The sequence below is a fragment of the Citrobacter sp. Cpo090 genome, assembly GCF_030332665.1.
Lineage (GTDB): Bacteria > Pseudomonadota > Gammaproteobacteria > Enterobacterales > Enterobacteriaceae > Citrobacter > Citrobacter portucalensis.
In genome coordinates this window covers 56226-72170 of record NZ_JAOWHK010000020.1, presented here as the reverse complement: position 1 = coordinate 72170, position 15945 = coordinate 56226, and the positions used below count along the sequence as shown (strand labels likewise).

General features: G+C 53.3%; 14 protein-coding genes. 4 read left to right on the top strand and 10 right to left on the bottom strand.

Annotated features, from left to right (window positions below; genetic code table 11):
- Nucleotides 1-6: 6 nt before the first annotated feature.
- The 3 genes from ubiE to udp form a co-directional block, all read right to left on the bottom strand.
- Nucleotides 7-762 carry a bifunctional demethylmenaquinone methyltransferase/2-methoxy-6-polyprenyl-1,4-benzoquinol methylase UbiE gene (gene ubiE, locus OGY83_RS01130; protein WP_003017897.1) on the bottom strand — a complete coding sequence of 252 codons (756 nt, stop codon included), beginning with the start codon at nt 760-762 and terminating at the stop codon, nt 7-9.
- A gap of 94 nt (nt 763-856) precedes the next feature.
- Complete coding sequence (rmuC, locus tag OGY83_RS01125) at nt 857-2287, bottom strand: DNA recombination protein RmuC (protein WP_174770875.1); 1431 nt, start codon at nt 2285-2287, stop codon at nt 857-859.
- Nucleotides 2288-2427: 140 nt separating this feature from the next.
- A complete protein-coding gene (gene udp / locus OGY83_RS01120; RefSeq protein WP_003828923.1) occupies nt 2428-3189 on the bottom strand; it encodes a uridine phosphorylase in 762 nt (253 codons plus the stop codon).
- A 265-nt stretch (nt 3190-3454) separates the two neighbouring features.
- On the opposite strand from udp, the gene OGY83_RS01115 reads away from it, so the two are divergent.
- Entirely contained in the window at nt 3455-4261 is an 807-nt protein-coding gene (locus OGY83_RS01115) for a dienelactone hydrolase family protein (RefSeq protein WP_003828924.1), read from the top strand.
- Between the two features lie 96 nt (nt 4262-4357).
- On the opposite strand, the gene metE is transcribed toward OGY83_RS01115, so the two are convergent.
- Nucleotides 4358-6619, bottom strand: a complete 2262-nt coding sequence (metE, locus tag OGY83_RS01110) for a 5-methyltetrahydropteroyltriglutamate--homocysteine S-methyltransferase (RefSeq protein WP_286634945.1) — start codon at nt 6617-6619, stop codon at nt 4358-4360.
- Between the two features lie 248 nt (nt 6620-6867).
- Between metE and metR the strand changes: the two genes are divergently transcribed.
- Complete coding sequence (gene metR / locus OGY83_RS01105; RefSeq protein WP_267449300.1) at nt 6868-7821, top strand: HTH-type transcriptional regulator MetR; 954 nt, start codon at nt 6868-6870, stop codon at nt 7819-7821.
- On the opposite strand, the gene OGY83_RS01100 is transcribed toward metR, so the two are convergent.
- The 3 genes from OGY83_RS01100 to pldB form a co-directional block, all read right to left on the bottom strand.
- A complete protein-coding gene (locus OGY83_RS01100; RefSeq protein ID WP_003828930.1) occupies nt 7709-8608 on the bottom strand; it encodes a carboxylate/amino acid/amine transporter in 900 nt (299 codons plus the stop codon). The genes metR and OGY83_RS01100 overlap by 113 nt on opposite strands.
- A gap of 80 nt (nt 8609-8688) precedes the next feature.
- Nucleotides 8689-9489 carry a sugar/pyridoxal phosphate phosphatase YigL gene (gene yigL / locus OGY83_RS01095; RefSeq protein WP_008787091.1) on the bottom strand — a complete coding sequence of 267 codons (801 nt, stop codon included), beginning with the start codon at nt 9487-9489 and terminating at the stop codon, nt 8689-8691.
- A 15-nt stretch (nt 9490-9504) separates the two neighbouring features.
- Complete coding sequence (pldB, locus tag OGY83_RS01090) at nt 9505-10521, bottom strand: lysophospholipase L2 (RefSeq protein ID WP_003017911.1); 1017 nt, start codon at nt 10519-10521, stop codon at nt 9505-9507.
- Nucleotides 10522-10631: 110 nt separating this feature from the next.
- Between pldB and rhtB the strand changes: the two genes are divergently transcribed.
- Together rhtB and OGY83_RS01080 are read left to right on the top strand one after the other, a co-directional pair.
- On the top strand, nt 10632-11252 hold the full coding sequence (gene rhtB, locus OGY83_RS01085) for a homoserine/homoserine lactone efflux protein (protein ID WP_003828938.1): 621 nt from the start codon (nt 10632-10634) through the stop codon (nt 11250-11252).
- A gap of 162 nt (nt 11253-11414) precedes the next feature.
- Nucleotides 11415-12299, top strand: coding sequence for an Rpn family recombination-promoting nuclease/putative transposase (locus OGY83_RS01080; RefSeq protein ID WP_286634944.1), 885 nt, complete (start codon nt 11415-11417; stop codon nt 12297-12299).
- Between the two features lie 38 nt (nt 12300-12337).
- On the opposite strand, the gene rhtC is transcribed toward OGY83_RS01080, so the two are convergent.
- The 3 genes from rhtC to pldA form a co-directional block, all read right to left on the bottom strand.
- A complete protein-coding gene (rhtC, locus tag OGY83_RS01075) occupies nt 12338-12958 on the bottom strand; it encodes a threonine export protein RhtC (protein WP_003828942.1) in 621 nt (206 codons plus the stop codon).
- A 63-nt stretch (nt 12959-13021) separates the two neighbouring features.
- Nucleotides 13022-14851, bottom strand: coding sequence for an ATP-dependent DNA helicase RecQ (gene recQ / locus OGY83_RS01070; RefSeq protein WP_123269223.1), 1830 nt, complete (start codon nt 14849-14851; stop codon nt 13022-13024).
- A gap of 88 nt (nt 14852-14939) precedes the next feature.
- On the bottom strand, nt 14940-15809 hold the full coding sequence (gene pldA, locus OGY83_RS01065) for a phospholipase A (protein WP_079939623.1): 870 nt from the start codon (nt 15807-15809) through the stop codon (nt 14940-14942).
- Nucleotides 15810-15945: the final 136 nt, after the last annotated feature.

The following is a 15945-nucleotide window of genomic DNA, read 5'->3' as shown; positions in this document are numbered from 1 at the left end:
CTCCTGTCAGAACTTGTAACCACGATGCAGCGCCACGACACCTGCTGTCAGGTTGTAGTAATCAACGCTTTCGAAGCCGGCATCTTGCATCATTGCTTTTAAGGTGTCCTGATCGGGATGCATACGGATGGACTCCGCCAAATAGCGGTAGCTGTCGGCATCGCTTGCGACCATTGAACCTATACGCGGCAGAACATGGAAAGAGTACGCGTCGTAGGCTTTGCTCAACGGTTCGATGATGGGTTTGGAGAATTCCAGCACCAGTAGACGTCCGCCCGGCTTCAATACGCGGTACATGGAGCGTAATGCTTTGTCTTTATCCGTTACGTTGCGCAGACCGAAAGAGATGGTGATGCAGTCAAACGTGTTGTCAGGGAAAGGTAATGCTTCCGCATTCGCCTGAACGTACTCAACGTTACCTACCACGCCAATATTACGCAGCTTTTCGCGACCCATTTTGAGCATTGAGTCATTGATATCCGCCAGCACAACTTTGCCGGTTTCACCAACCATGCGAGAGAATTTCGCCGTCAGATCGCCGGTACCGCCCGCTAAATCGAGAACGGTTTGCCCGCGACGCACGCCACTGCAGTCAATGGTGAAGCGCTTCCACAAACGATGAATGCCAAATGACATTAAGTCATTCATAACGTCATATTTAGACGCCACAGAATGAAAAACGTGGGCCACCATGTCAGCTTTCTGCTCTTTAGCGACGGTCTGAAAGCCAAAGTGCGTCGTTTCTTGTGAATTATCCACCATCTCAGTGCCTGCTCATCCAAAAAATGTTCGAGAAGTGTAACAGATTGGGCCAATTTGCCCTACCCTTCTGCCGGGTTCAACTACCCCAAATGGACTAGTTTGATTGCTGATTTACCGCTTCATCCTCGGGGTAAGGCGCATCTTGTTGCGTCTCAGGGACCGAGCGCAAGCGGTATTCTTCATCCTGTGTAGTAGCTTGCTCAGCCAGCTCAGGATTAATCTCGCGCTTAATTTCCACGCCTAAACTACGAAACGCTTCAGCCTGCGACAGGACGTTTCCACGACCGGAAGAGAGTTTTTTCATCGCCTGTCGGTAGTTATCCTGGGCTTTGTCCAGGCTTTGACCTATTGCCGACATATCATCCACAAACAACCGCATCTTGTCATAAAGTTTGCTGGCCCGATCGGCAATTTGTTGCGCATTACGACTCTGATGCTCGTAGCGCCACAGGTTGGCGATCGTGCGCAATGCCACCAACAGCGTGGTGGGGCTCACCAGCATAATGTTATTTCTAAGCGCTTCGGTAATCAGTTCAGGCTGTCTGTCGAGCGCCAGTAAAAAAGCGGGCTCAACGGGGATAAACATCAGTACATAGTCAAGCGTACGCAGCCCAGGAAGCTGCTGATAATCTTTGCGCCCCAGCAGTCGAATATGGTTGCGTACTGAGGCGATGTGCTCCTGCAATGCACTTTCGCGGGTGTATTCGTCTTCTGCGTTAAAATAGCGTTCATAGGCGACCAGCGTCATTTTCGCATCGATCACCACATCTTTACCCTGCGGTAGCCGAACGATGACATCAGGCTGCATTCGCGAACGGGCATCGTTTTCGATGCTGACCTGGGTTTCATATTCATAGCCTTCACGCAGGCCAGAGGCTTCGAGTACCCGCGTGAGTACGACCTCTCCCCAGTTACCCTGGGTTTTGTTATCGCCTTTTAATGCCCGCGTCAGGTTTACCGCTTCCTGCGCCATCTGCGCATTCAGTTGCTGGAGATTCCGAATTTCGTGTGCCAGGGTATGGCGTTCTTGCGCCTCTTTACCAAAGCTATCCTGAACCTGGCGACGAAAACCGTCCAGTTGTTCACGAAGCGGCGCAAGAAGGCTGTTCAGGCTTTGGCGATTTTGCTCATCAACACGGCGGTTGCTGTGCTCGAAAATACGATTCGCCAGGTTTTCAAACTGTTCGCTCAGACGCTGCTCGCTGTTGATCATCTGGCGGATTTTATCTTCCGCATGCTGTTGCGTTGCTTCCAGCCGGGTAGTGACTTCACGAAGATCGGCTTCCAGAGAGGTGTTGATACTGTGCAGACTGCGTAATTCGTTATTGAGTAGTTCGCACTCATCACGCCAGTGAGCTTCCTGCGAGAGCTGCTGGCGAGCGGCGCTTAGCGCAATATCCAGTTCACGTCGCTCTTCGATGAGGTCGGCACGGATTTGATCGGCGCGCGCTTTTGTTGCCAGCCACCCTACCAGTAGCCCTGCGGCTAACGCCAGCACGGCACTCATCATAATTGAAATATCCACAACGCCCCCTTACAGCAACGACTTACCCGCACAAAATAGAATTGTGCTGTATAAACGTCCAGTTTAAAAGGAATTTCCTGCGAGGTACTACGCAAAATAAAAAGGCCGAACGCGTCGGCCTTTTTGAATAGAAGGGAGAATTACAGTAAACGACGCGCGGCTTCTACCACGATTTTCACAGCGTGGCTTTCCGTTTGTTTCATCGTTTCCGCATTAGGGATCTCTTGCTGAGTACGGTTCACGATAACACCCGCGACCATACCGGCACGCAGACCCTGGCTTGCGCACATGGTCAGCAGCGTAGCAGATTCCATTTCGTAGTTCATAACGCCCATAGACTGCCACTCTTCCATTGAGCCTTTGAAACGGCTCACGACGCGACCAGAGAAGGTGTCATAACGCTCCTGGCCCGGGTAGAAGGTGTCAGAAGATGCGGTAACGCCCACATGGGTGGTGGCGCCGATAGATTTCGCCGCTTCCACCAGCGCGGTGGTGCACTCAAAGTCCGCAACAGCCGGGAACTCCATTGGTGCGAAGTGCAGGCTCGCACCGTCCAGACGAACAGATGCCGTGGTAACCAGTACATCACCCACGTTGATATGCGGTTGGATAGCGCCAGTCGTACCGATACGCAGGAAGGTACGAATGCCCAGCTGTGCCAGTTCTTCTACGGCAATAGAGGTGGACGGGCCGCCAATACCGGTAGAACAAACGATCACGGCTTTACCGTCCAGCTCAGCGCGCCAGGTGGTGAACTCGCGATGAGATGCCAGCTTAACCGGCTTATCCATCAGCGCGGCGATCTTTTCCACACGCTCCGGGTCGCCAGGGACGATAGCAAGCGTAGCCCCTTGTAAATCGTTCTTAGTGAGGCCGAGATGAAAAACATCAGACTTAGACATAAAAACTCCTCTGTGAATCGGTTTTGTCAGAAGAAGCAAAAACACACTTTACCGAAGGCATAAACATATTTTCGTGACAGTCATCACTATGATGTAAATCAATTGCATTCAATTACCATCAAAAAGTGATGAGCATCACATAAATGATGTGATGTAAGGAAGCCCTGCACAAAAGATAGCCCGTTTAAGGCAATGTGGTTCGTTGCATGTGTCTATAGTTAACAATGCGCTTTTTTGCTGAATATTTAAGGGTACGGAGAATACCATGACAACACGACAATCTGGCTTTGCACCTGCTGTATCTCCACCGACGTCTACCACGGTTCACACCCCGGATAATGCAATTATCGCCGGTGTAACGTCCATACCTTCACAAGGCGATGATATGCCAGCGTATCACGCACGACCAAAACAGACTGATGGCCTGCTGCCCGTAGTCATTGTCGTGCAGGAGATTTTTGGTATTCATGAGCACATTCGTGACGTTTGCCGTCGTCTGGCTCTGGAAGGGTATCTGGCTATCGCACCAGAACTCTATTTTCGCGAAGGCGACCCCAATGACTTTGCCGATATCCCCACGTTGCTCAGTGGCCTTGTCGCCAAAGTGCCTGACTCTCAGGTACTGGCCGATCTGGACCACGTCGCCAGCTGGGCCTCCCGCAACGGAGGAGATGCGCACCAGTTGATGATCACCGGATTTTGCTGGGGTGGGCGCATCACCTGGTTGTATGCCGCACATAATCCGCAGTTAAAAGCGGCCGTGGCGTGGTATGGCAAATTGGTGGGTGATAAAACTCTCAACTCGCCAAAACATCCCGTTGATATCGCAACCGATCTTAACGCCCCCGTTTTAGGACTTTATGGCGGCCAGGACACCAGCATTCCGCAAGATACCGTTGAAACAATGCGCCAGGCGCTACGCGCCGCCAATGCTAAAGCAGAAATCGTGGTCTATCCCGATGCCGGACATGCGTTCAACGCCGATTATCGCCCGAGCTATCACGAAGAGTCCGCGAAAGACGGTTGGCAGAGAATGCTGGAGTGGTTCGTGCAATACGGTGGGAAGAAATAAACGTTAATTGCCCGGTGGCGGCGACGCCTGGCCGGGCCTACTACTATTGCGATTTCCTGTAACCCGGGTAAGCGTCAGCGCTTCCCGGGCACCGAATTACGCCTGACGCAGATTCTGCGCTGCCTTGACCATGTTTGCCAGCGCGGCACGCGTTTCCGGCCAGCCGCGGGTTTTCAGGCCGCAGTCTGGGTTCACCCACAAACGTTCTGCTGGAATGCGCTGCTCGGCTTTCTTCAACAGGGCTTCAATCCACTCCACGCTCGGAACGTTCGGCGAGTGAATATCGTATACGCCCGGCCCAATTTCGTTCGGATAGTCGAACTCTTCAAACGATTCCAGCAACTCCATATCAGAGCGTGAGGTTTCGATGGTGATCACGTCCGCATCCAGCGCCGCAATGGAGTCCATGATGTCGTTGAACTCGCAATAACACATGTGGGTGTGGATCTGGGTTTCATCCTTCGCTACCGCCGCGTTAATGCGGAAGGCTTCCACGCCCCACTCCAGATACGCCGCCCAGTCGCTGCGACGCAGTGGCAGACCTTCGCGCAGTGCCGGTTCATCAATCTGGATGATGCCGATACCCGCCGCTTCCAGATCCGCCACTTCATCACGCAGCGCCAACGCAATCTGCTTCGCGATGGTTTCACGCGTCACGTCTTCACGCGGGAATGACCAGCAGAGAATGGTCACCGGACCGGTCAGCATGCCTTTTACAGGTTTGTCGGTCAGCGACTGGGCATACTTCGCCCACTCAACGGTGATCGCTTCCGGGCGGCTGACGTCGCCAATGACCACCGGCGGCTTCACGCAGCGAGAGCCATAGCTCTGCACCCAACCGTTCTGGGTAAAGACGAAACCGTCCAGATGCTCGCCAAAGTATTCGACCATGTCATTACGCTCGGCTTCACCGTGTACCAGCACGTCGAGACCCAGACGTTCCTGTTCAACAATCGCCTGTTTAATATGTTCCGCAATTCCGGTGCGATAGTTACCGGCATCCAGGTTGCCCTTTTTGAAGTCCAGGCGCAGGCCGCGAATTTCTGTGGTTTGCGGGAATGAACCGATAGTTGTAGTCGGCCATGCCGGCAGATTAAAGCGGGCACGTTGCGCCTCGGCGCGAACCGGGTAAGCGTTAGCGCGCTGGCTGTCCTGGGCGGTGATTGCCGCCAGACGTTTTTCCACTGCAGCGTTGTGTACGCGGGTAGAGTGACGACGGGCCTGAATCGGTGCGCTCCACTCGACAATTGCCGCCGTGTCACCGCTATTCAACGCATCGCGCAGCAGCGCCAGCTCGCCGCATTTTTGCAGGGCGAAGGCAAACCAGCTCTTCACTTCTGCATCAAGGCGGGTTTCCACACTGAGATCGATTGGACTGTGCAGCAGGGAGCAGGAAGAAGCCACCCACAGGTTACGTTTCCCGACGATATCTTTAATTTGTGCGTATTTTTCGCTGAGATCGGCGCGCCAGACGTTGCGACCGTTCACCAGACCCGCTGACAGCAGCCAGTCGGCAGGCAGACGTTTGTGCAACTCGGCGACATCATCTTTGCCGTGTACGAAGTCAACGTGCAGCCCCTGCACCGGCAGCGCGGTAATGGTATCCAGGTTTGGCGTTACGCCTTCGAAGTAGGTGGTCAGCAGTAGCTTCACCTGACCCGTCAGCGCATCATACGCTGGTTTGAAGGCGTCCAGCCACACTTGCGGCAATTCCAGCACCAGAGCGGGTTCGTCAATCTGCACCCACTCAATACCGCGTTTCGCCAGCTCGGCCAGCACCTGCTGGTAAACCGGCAGAATGTCGTTCAACAGGCTCAGGCGGTCAAACTGTTCGCCTTTCACTTTCCCCAGCCACAGGTAGGTTACCGGCCCCAGCAGCACTGGTTTCACCTGGTGACCGAGCGCCAGCGCTTCGTCTACTTCATCCAGCAGTTGGGTCCAGGTCAGTTTGAACTGCTGACCTTTAGTGAACTCTGGCACCATGTAGTGATAGTTGGTGTTAAACCATTTGGTCATTTCTGCCGCCGCCGCGGGTTCACCCGTTGGTGCGCGGCCACGGCCAATGCGGAATAAGGTATCGATATCGACCGAGCCGTCTTTATTTTGATGGCGAGCCGGAACGTTGCCGAGCAGCAGGCTGGTGGTCAGCACATGATCGTACCAGGCAAAATCACCCACCGGCAGCAGGTCAACGCCCGCCTGCTTCTGCTGATCCCAGTGGCGGGCACGCAGCTCGCGACCAACGGTCAGCAAATCTTCACGGGAAGAATTTCCCGCCCAGTAGCTTTCTTGCGCTTTCTTCAACTCGCGACGCAGGCCAACGCGAGGGAAACCGAGGGTGTGATTCAATATTGTCATTTTTCTTCCTCTCTTATTTCATTGAATCTGAAGCAAAAACTCTAAATAGTTCGGTTTGCAGGAAGGCGGCGACACAGCGCATCCCCAGGAGCTTACTGAAGTAAGTGACTGGGGTAAGCGAGGAAGCCAACGCATCTGCAAGCCGAAATATGACGAGTTTTGGACGTCCAGATGTTTACACATCCATAATTGGCGGTTACTGTATATTCCTCAAGCGCAATTTGTTCATGCCGAAGTGAAGGACTTTCATGATCGAGATTAAACACCTGAAAACGCTCCAGGCGTTGCGGAATAGTGGTTCGCTGGCGGCCGCTGCGGCGACGTTGCATCAGACCCAATCCGCCCTTTCTCACCAGTTCAGCGATCTGGAGCAGCGCCTTGGCTTTCGACTTTTTGTCCGTAAAAGCCAGCCTCTGCGCTTTACGCCGCAGGGAGAAATCCTGCTGCAGCTGGCAAATCAGGTGTTGCCGCAAATTGGTCGTGCGCTGCAAGCCTGCAACGAACCGCAGCAAACCCGGCTGCGAATCGCGATTGAATGTCACAGTTGTATTCAATGGCTGACGCCCGCGCTGGAGAATTTTCGTGCTAACTGGCCGCAGGTGGAGATGGACTTTAAATCCGGCGTGACGTTCGATCCGCAACCGGCGCTACAGCAGGATGAGCTGGATCTGGTGTTAACCTCCGACATTCTGCCGCGCAGCGGATTGCACTACTCGCCGATGTTCGATTTTGAAGTCCGCCTGGTACTGGCGCCTGACCATCCGTTGGCCAGTAAAACGCAAATCACACCGGAAGATTTGGCCAGCGAAACGCTGCTCATTTACCCGGTGCAACGGAGTCGACTGGATGTATGGCGGCATTTCCTGCAGCCTGCAGGCGTTAGTCCGTCGCTGAAAAGCGTGGATAACACCTTGCTGCTGATTCAGATGGTTGCAGCCAGAATGGGTATCGCGGCGTTACCGCACTGGGTGGTGGAGAGTTTTGAACGCCAGGGTTTGGTAGTGACCAAGACCCTGGGTGATGGATTGTGGAGCCGACTGTACGCCGCCGTGCGTGATGGCGAGCAGCGACAGCCGGTCACAGAAGCGTTTATTCGCTCAGCGCGGAATCACGCCTGCGATCACCTGCCGTTTGTACGGAGTGCGGAACGACCCACTTTCGATGTACCCACAGTGAAGCCACTATCACAGCCGCACCAATGATGAAGCTTGGCCAGTGAGGTTGTTGATGCCAGATAGCCAGGTTAACCAACAGCCCGGCCGGGACATGCATATTGTTCATGATGCCCAGCGTGCCCGCATCCACCTGGGTCGCGCCGTAGTTCCACATAAAGTAACCAATGCCGGACGCCGCCACGCCAAGAAAGACCAGAATTCCCCACTGTAGCGTGGTTGCAGGCATTTTCTGCGCATTGCCCAGCATGAACCAGGCCACGACAGCCACCATAAAGGCGCCCATATAAAACCAGGCAAAGGCGTTGTGCTGCGGCATTGGCCGCGTCTCCATCAGACGTTTATAGCCCACCATACCAATGGCAAAGCTGATATTGGACAACTGCACCAGCAGTAGACCGGTCCAGAAGTGGCTGGTCACCTGATCGTAACGAATGATGCCCGCGCCAATCACCGCCAGTAACGCACTAAAGGCATAACTCCAGCGCAGACGACGTCCGCTCATCAGGTCATAAATCAGCGTAATGTAGAGCGGCGTCAGCACGGTAAAGAGCAGCAGTTCTGAAACCGTCAGGTACAGATAGGCGTGAAAACTCAGCATGTACATAATGCCAAGCTGCATGGCACCCACCAGCATATATAGCCCGATCGTTTTTACGCTGTGTCCACGAGTACGTAGAAACGGCAGGAACACCAACGCCGCCAGCCCAACGCGCACCAGCACCGCAAAATAGCTATCGACATGACCAGCAAGGTACTCGCCAAACAGGCTAAAGGAAAAGGCCCACAGAATTGTGGTAATGATGAGTAACGCCACAATGGATGTCTCTTAACAAAAGGTACACCCATTGTAGCGAAGTTCTTAGTTGACAACTGGTCAACTAACGAACAATGGCGTTATTGCAAAAACAGCTCACGCAGATAGTGTGGCACGGCATCGTCGGCATTAAGACCAATGACTTCCAGTTCCGGGTGCAGATCCTTCAGGCGCTGGTGAGCGTTGCCCATGATGCAGCCTTTACCTGCCATGGAGAGCATTTCCGCATCGTTCATCCCGTCGCCAAAGGCGATGCAGTCTTTCAGGCTGTAGCCCATCGCTTTTGCTACCGCTTCCAGCGCATGACCTTTCGATACGCCGCCAGCCATGACCTCCAGACAGGTAAGCGTAGAGAAGCTGACGTTGACGCGATCGCCCCAGCGGGCGTTAATCGCCTGCTCCAGCGGCAGCAGCCTTTCGTGAGAGTCGGTGGTGAAGAACACTTTGCTGACGCCTTCAGGCTCCAGTAATGCAGGTTCAAACAGGGAATAGTTAAACACCGCCTCTTTGAAGAATCGCATTTCGTCCGGACGATGGCGATTCATAAACCACTCATCATCACGATAAACGTTGGTCACGATGTCCGGGTTTGCATTCACTACGCCAAACAGGTCGCTGGCAATGTCGCGATCCAGGTTATGCGAAAATACCAGATTCCCGTCAGAATCATGCACGCGCGCGCCGTTGGACGTGATCATGTAGGTTTTAATGCCGAGGTTATCGCGAATTTGCCCCACATCAACATGATGACGGCCAGTCGCAAACACGAAGTTAACGCCGCGAGCGGTCAATAACTTCAGCGTCTCTTTGGCATAAGGGGACAGAGTATGGTCGGGGGAAAGCAGCGTACCATCTAAATCAGATGCAACAACCTGATACATAAGAAAATTCAACCTCTAGGCAAAGCGGGTTCCGCTGGATGAGTTATGCTTGTCGAAAAATTCGACAATAGCGTTAAGCGCGACTGAGCGCATGGCGTCCTTTTCAAAAAGGATCTCATGGTACGCGCCTTTGATGACAAGCGGCTGCCCCCCTTCTACAGGATGGCCCGCTGCGGCGCGGAGTTCACAAAAACGATCGTGCATGCGGTTATCTACCACACGCTCTTCTTCGGCCTGAATCAGCAACGTCGGCGTCGCGTCGTCTCCCGCGCCAGCCAAAACCTGTTCGCCAGCCAGAATTCCTTCGCGTACCCAGTGATAGGTGGGGCCGCCAACGCGCAACCGCGGCTCATCAGCATAAAAGCGTAGATTGCGCCGATAGCGCTGTCGACTATGGGTTAACGCATTCATACCGAACGGCAGCGCCCGCCAGCGCCCGGTTCCCATCGCGTAGCCTTCGCGGATCCGCGGATGCCCTTCAGCCCAGTCCAGAATATGGCGTACCATCCAGTCGGGAAAGCGCATCACAATACCAAACATCGGTGCGCAAAGCGCGATGGCATCACACTGATTCGGGTGGCGCTGCAGGAATAACGTGGCAATCGCCCCGCCCATTGAATGCGCCAGGATATAGCGTTTTCTCCACGGGCCTGGTAGCACTTCCTGCTGCCAGAAGGCGGTTAGATCGTCGACATAGTCATTAAAGTTATCGACATGACCGCGATGCGGATCCGAAAGCATACGCCCGGAACGCCCCTGGCCACGGTGATCGATAATGAGAACGTCAAAACCAGAATGAAACAGGTCATACGCCAGTTCAGCGTATTTCACATAGCTTTCAATGCGTCCAGGACAGACGACGATGACGCGATCGTTTTTTTCTGCATGAAAACGGACAAAATGTACGGGAATATCATCCACGCCCGTAAATTCCGCTTCTTCCCGCTGACGCCAGAAATCTGTCAGTGGCCCCATGGAAAAAGCAGCAAACGCGTTTTCTCTTGTTTCCCAGTCTTTTTGCTGCTGAAACATCGGGTATCCAGCCTCGCTGACCAAGTAAAATCGTTTTTTTCGCCGTCACTGACACAATCTAACGGCAGTAGCGTATTGTGGCATAAAAATAGACAATCCGGGAGTTTCTCATGACCTTTGAATGGTGGTTCGCCTACCTGCTGACCTCTATTATTTTGAGCTTGTCCCCAGGCTCTGGCGCAATCAACACCATGACCACCGCCATCAGCCACGGATATCGCGGTGCCAGTGCGTCGATTGCGGGTTTACAGACCGGGTTGGGCATTCATATCGTTCTGGTTGGCGTGGGACTGGGAACGCTATTTTCACGTTCGGTGATCGCATTTGAGGTGTTGAAGTGGGCGGGGGCGGCCTATCTGATTTGGCTGGGTATTCAACAATGGCGGGCAGCAGGTGCTATCGATCTGAACACTATGGCGAATACGCAATCGCGCAGCCGCCTGTTCAAACGCGCGGTCTTTGTTAATCTGACCAACCCCAAAAGCATTGTTTTTCTTGCCGCTCTGTTCCCGCAGTTTATCCTGCCGCAGGAACCGCAGCTGATGCAGTACGTGGTGCTTGGTGTTACGACCATCGTGGTCGATATCATTGTGATGATCGGTTACGCGACGCTGGCCACACGCATTGCAGGCTGGATTAAAGGGCCAAAGCAAATGAAGGCGCTCAACAAAGTATTTGGCTCGCTGTTTATGCTGATAGGCGCCCTGCTGGCATCGGCAAGGCATGCCTAGCAAATGGAACGTCGCTCGCAATGAAATGCTATCTGTAAGAGCGTCTGAAAATGACTTTCCGTACTTTGCCGCAAAGGGAGAAAAGCCTTTTATCCTGTACTGTTAGACGTTGATTGCTAATGCCAGAATGCTGCCATATTCACCACTCACGGATGATTAACGATGGCGGAAGTAACAACACCACATGACGCAGTATTTAAGACCTTCCTCTCCCGCGTGGAAACCGCGCGGGACTTTATCGAACTTCATCTTCCTCCCTCGTTAATCAAAATATGCAAACTGGAAACGCTCCGTCTGGAATCAGGCAGTTTTGTGGAGGACGATCTGCGCCCCTATTTCAGCGATATTCTCTACTCACTGGAAACCACCAGCGGACATGGCTATGTACATGTGCTCATTGAGCATCAAAGCTCACCGGATAAGCACATGTCATTTCGCCTGATGCGCTACGCTATCGCAGCGATGCAGCGTCATCTTGAGGCTGGAAACGACACTCTGCCGCTGGTTATTCCTGTTCTCTTTTACCATGGCAAGCAAAGCCCATGGCAAGGCTCAATGAACTGGCTGGATCACTTTGAGGATTCTGGAACCGCCCTTCAACTTTACAGCACACCATTTCCGTTGGTGGATGTGACGGTTATTCCAGATGATGAGATCATGCAGCATCGCAGTATGGCAGCACTGACATTAGTACAAAAACACATTCGCCAGCGCGACATGGCGCAGCTGCTGGATAAACTTACCCGCCTGTTTATGCTGGAGAAGATGAGCGGACAACAAATAACCGTGCTGGTAAACTACATGGTGCAAGCAGGGAATACACAAGATGTTCAGGCATTATTGTATAAGCTGGCACAGCGGGTGCCGCAGCATGGAGAAAAACTAATGACAATGGCGGATCAACTAAAGCAGATAGGCCGTGAAGAGGGCAAACGCATTGCCCTTACTGATGTGGCGAAAGCGATGCTCAAGCGAGGTCTTGATACCGACGCGATTATGGAAATGACCGGCCTTTCGAAGGATGAGCTACAGAAGCTTGCGCAATAAGCCGCATACCGCCTGGGACTCCCAGGCGGGCAATAAACTTAGCGCGAAATAATCAGATGGATACCGAAGCCTGCGAACAGCGCGCCGGCAAAACCATCAATCCACTTCGCCAGACGCTGATAGCCACGACGCATTTTCGGGAGCGCAAACAGGCTGGCGACCACGGTAAACCACGCCAGCGTTTCTACGATAATCAGAGCAAAAATCCCCCAACGCGCACCCGTTCCCACGTTGTCGCCAACGAACAATGAGAAGACAGAGCCAAAATAGATAATGGCTTTAGGGTTCGCCAGATTGGTCAGCAGACCTTTCAAAAAGCTGCGTCCGCTCTGCGCCAGCTCCACCTGTGGAGTGGGAGCTGCAACATCCTGTTTTTTAAACGCGCCGCGCAGCATCTGATAACCCATCCAGCACAGATACAGCCCCCCACCTACCATAATAATGGTGTGCAGCCAGGCCATTTTTTCGATAATCAGATGCAAGCCGAGCAGTGCCACGCCAGCCCAGACCATGACGCCGCAGGTAATACCCAGCACGCCCATCATAGCTTCTTTGCGCGAACGGCTAACCGCAGTTTGAGAAACAAAAAAGAAATCGGGACCGGGGCTCATCAGCGCAACGATATGCACCAACGCAACGGTGAAAAATAGCGTTAACATAAAAATGACTCGCGGGGGAATAGTTCAGTGAGTCACCATCCTGGCACTTTTTTGCCCGGCTGACTACTCTTCGTCGTCACCATCAACGTGTGCGCGAATAAGCGCCATAAACTCTTTACCGAAACGCTCAAGTTTACGCATCCCCACACCGTTGACGCTCAGCATTTCGCTCGCTGAAACCGGCATCTGTTCGGCCATTTCAATCAGCGTGGCGTCGTTGAACACCACGTACGGCGGGATGTTCTCTTCGTCGGCAATGGCTTTACGCAGCTTACGCAATTTGGCGAACAGTTTGCGGTCGTAGTTACCACCGAAGGATTTCTGCATCGCACGCGGTTTCAGCGCCACAATACGCGGTACAGCAAGCTGTAACGCAACGTCACCGCGCAACACCGGACGCGCGGCTTCGGTTAGCTGTAACGCGGAGTGATGAGCAATATTCTGCGTCACCAGGCCCAGGTGAATAAGCTGGCGAATAACGCTCACCCAGTGTTCGTGGCTTTGCTCGCGACCAATGCCATAGACCGGCAGTTTGTCATGAGCCAGTTCGCGAATACGCTGGTTATTTGCTCCGCGCAGCACTTCCACGACATACCCCATGCCGAAGCGTTGGTTAACACGGTAAATCGTCGACAGCGCTTTGCGCGCATCCATGAGTCCGTCGTACTGTTTTGGCGGGTCAAGACAGATATCGCAGTTACCACACGGCTCCTGACGCCCTTCGCCAAAATAGTTCAGCAGCACCAGTCGACGACAGGTTTGCGCCTCGGCAAACGCCCCCATCGCATTGAGCTTATGCCGTTCGATATCCAGTAGTTGCCCAGCGGGTTTCTCTTCGAGGCAACGGCGTAGCCATGCCATATCAGCCGGATCGTAAAACAGCATCGCTTCCGCGGGCAGGCCATCGCGCCCGGCGCGGCCGGTTTCCTGGTAATAGGATTCAATGTTGCGCGGAATATCGAAATGCACCACGAAGCGTACGTTCGGTTTGTTGATCCCCATACCGAACGCCACGGTCGCCACTACGATTTGCAGGTCATCACGCTGGAATTTCTCCTGCACCTCAGCGCGTACGGCGTTTTCCAGCCCGGCATGATAGGCCCCGGCGCTGATGCCGCGGCTTTGCAGGCGCGCGGCGGTGTCTTCGACTTTGGCGCGACTGTTACAGTAGATAATGCCAGACTTACCGCGCTGCTCTTGCACGTAGCGCATCAGCTGATCGAGCGGCTTAAACTTCTCCATCAACATGTAGCGAATGTTCGGGCGGTCAAAGCTGCTGATCTGAATTAACGGGTCGTTGAGTCCCAGCAAACGCACAATGTCCAGCCGGGTTGTCTCATCCGCGGTCGCGGTCAGCGCCACGAACGGCAGGGTTGGGAAACGCTGACGTAACTGGCCCAGCGCAGCGTACTCAGGGCGGAAATCATGCCCCCACTGCGAAATACAGTGCGCTTCATCAACCGCCAGCAGCACCGGATTCCAGTGCGCCAGATGCTCAAGGAAGTTATCCAGCATCAGGCGTTCTGGCGCAATGTACAGTAAGCGAATCTGTCCTGTACGACAGCCTGCCATCACCTCAAGCTGCTGCTCACGACTTTGAGTAGAGTTAAGACACGCCGCCGCCACGCCGTTGGCCAGCAGTTGATCGACCTGATCTTTCATCAGGGAAATCAGCGGAGAAACAACAACGGTGAGTCCGTTTAGCAATAATGCGGGAATTTGGTAGCACAGGGATTTACCGCCGCCGGTCGGCATAACGACCAGGCAGTCGCGACCAGAGAGCACGGTATCAATGATTTCTTCCTGACCGGGGCGAAACTGTTGGTAGCCAAAGGTTTCCTGCAAAACCTGTTTAGCGCCCATTTCCAGATTCAACACTTCCGCCTGCGCCACATTAACCCCATTAGCCTGAAATAAAAACAGGCGCTATTTTCAGCGCCTGAGAGAGAAACTGCAATGATTAAAATACTCTCAATTCTTATCAGAAGATATCGTTGAGCATCACGCCCACGCCAACACGGGTCTGATTGAAGTTGTAGTCAATCAGCGATTCGCCGTAACCACTGTAGACCTGAGTGTATAGACGCACATGCTTCGTGATGGGGTAACTGGCCCCCAGCTCTGCGCCGCCGTAGCCGGTATTCCAGTTGTACTGGCCTTTCACGCTGATAACCGCGTCACCCAGGTGATAGCCCATTTTCAGCTGATAGTAGCCCATGTATTTGGTGATATCAGGGTTATCGTCAGTGCTACCAATCACGTACCACGGCTTAACTTCCACCAGCCAGTTACCGTTTTCAGCCATCAGACGGGTATAAAGACGGTTCCAGCTACGTGACGTGGGATCGGAGCGGCCGTTGGAGTCATGGTTATAACCCATTTCAACATCACGAAGCGTCCAACCGGCAAAGCGATAGTCGGTGGCGAAACCGAGGAACAATTGCGGTTCGTAGTTGGTTTCACGAAACGGTGAAGACTCTTCACTGTTCGAAAGCTGCCACCAGGACTTCTGGGTATAGGAACCGCCAAGTACCGAGTTTGGGCCTAATATCCCGCGCCAGAGCGGAAACGCCAGGCTTAGCTGAAACTTAACCTCATCTTTGCGCGCATTTTCCGACCAGCTATAACTGCTGATCGCCTCTTTGTTCATGTCGCTGGTATTGGTGTAGATAAGATAGTTGGTGTCATAAGGATAAAGCGTGAAAGGGTTGTCATGTTCCTGCAGCATGTTGGCGATAATACTGCCACGAACTGCAGGTGCATCATGAATCTCTTTCACTGTCGCTTCCTGCGCATACGCGGTCAACGGCAGCATGACTGCTGGTAGTAACCATCCCAGAATCGCCCGCATCGGTCATGTTCTCCTGAACCAAAATATTGATGAATTGTATAATTATCTGGCAAGTATTCTACATACTTAGCGAGTTCCTCGTTAGTTATCCCGTCCTAAAGTAGAAAACAACAAATAATAAGCATAATATCAACAT

Excerpts from the sequence above, each read along its gene's own strand:
- ubiE (WP_003017897.1), bottom strand. The coding sequence starts at position 762 with ATGGTGGATAATTCACAAGAAACGACGCACTTTGGCTTTCAGACCGTC.
- udp (WP_003828923.1), bottom strand. The coding sequence starts at position 3,189 with ATGTCTAAGTCTGATGTTTTTCATCTCGGCCTCACTAAGAACGATTTA.
- OGY83_RS01115 (WP_003828924.1), top strand. The coding sequence starts at position 3,455 with ATGACAACACGACAATCTGGCTTTGCACCTGCTGTATCTCCACCGACG.
- metE (WP_286634945.1), bottom strand. The coding sequence starts at position 6,619 with ATGACAATATTGAATCACACCCTCGGTTTCCCTCGCGTTGGCCTGCGT.
- metR (WP_267449300.1), top strand. The coding sequence starts at position 6,868 with ATGATCGAGATTAAACACCTGAAAACGCTCCAGGCGTTGCGGAATAGT.
- yigL (WP_008787091.1), bottom strand. The coding sequence starts at position 9,489 with ATGTATCAGGTTGTTGCATCTGATTTAGATGGTACGCTGCTTTCCCCC.
- pldB (WP_003017911.1), bottom strand. The coding sequence starts at position 10,521 with ATGTTTCAGCAGCAAAAAGACTGGGAAACAAGAGAAAACGCGTTTGCT.
- rhtB (WP_003828938.1), top strand. The coding sequence starts at position 10,632 with ATGACCTTTGAATGGTGGTTCGCCTACCTGCTGACCTCTATTATTTTG.
- OGY83_RS01080 (WP_286634944.1), top strand. The coding sequence starts at position 11,415 with ATGGCGGAAGTAACAACACCACATGACGCAGTATTTAAGACCTTCCTC.
- rhtC (WP_003828942.1), bottom strand. The coding sequence starts at position 12,958 with ATGTTAACGCTATTTTTCACCGTTGCGTTGGTGCATATCGTTGCGCTG.
- pldA (WP_079939623.1), bottom strand. The coding sequence starts at position 15,809 with ATGCGGGCGATTCTGGGATGGTTACTACCAGCAGTCATGCTGCCGTTG.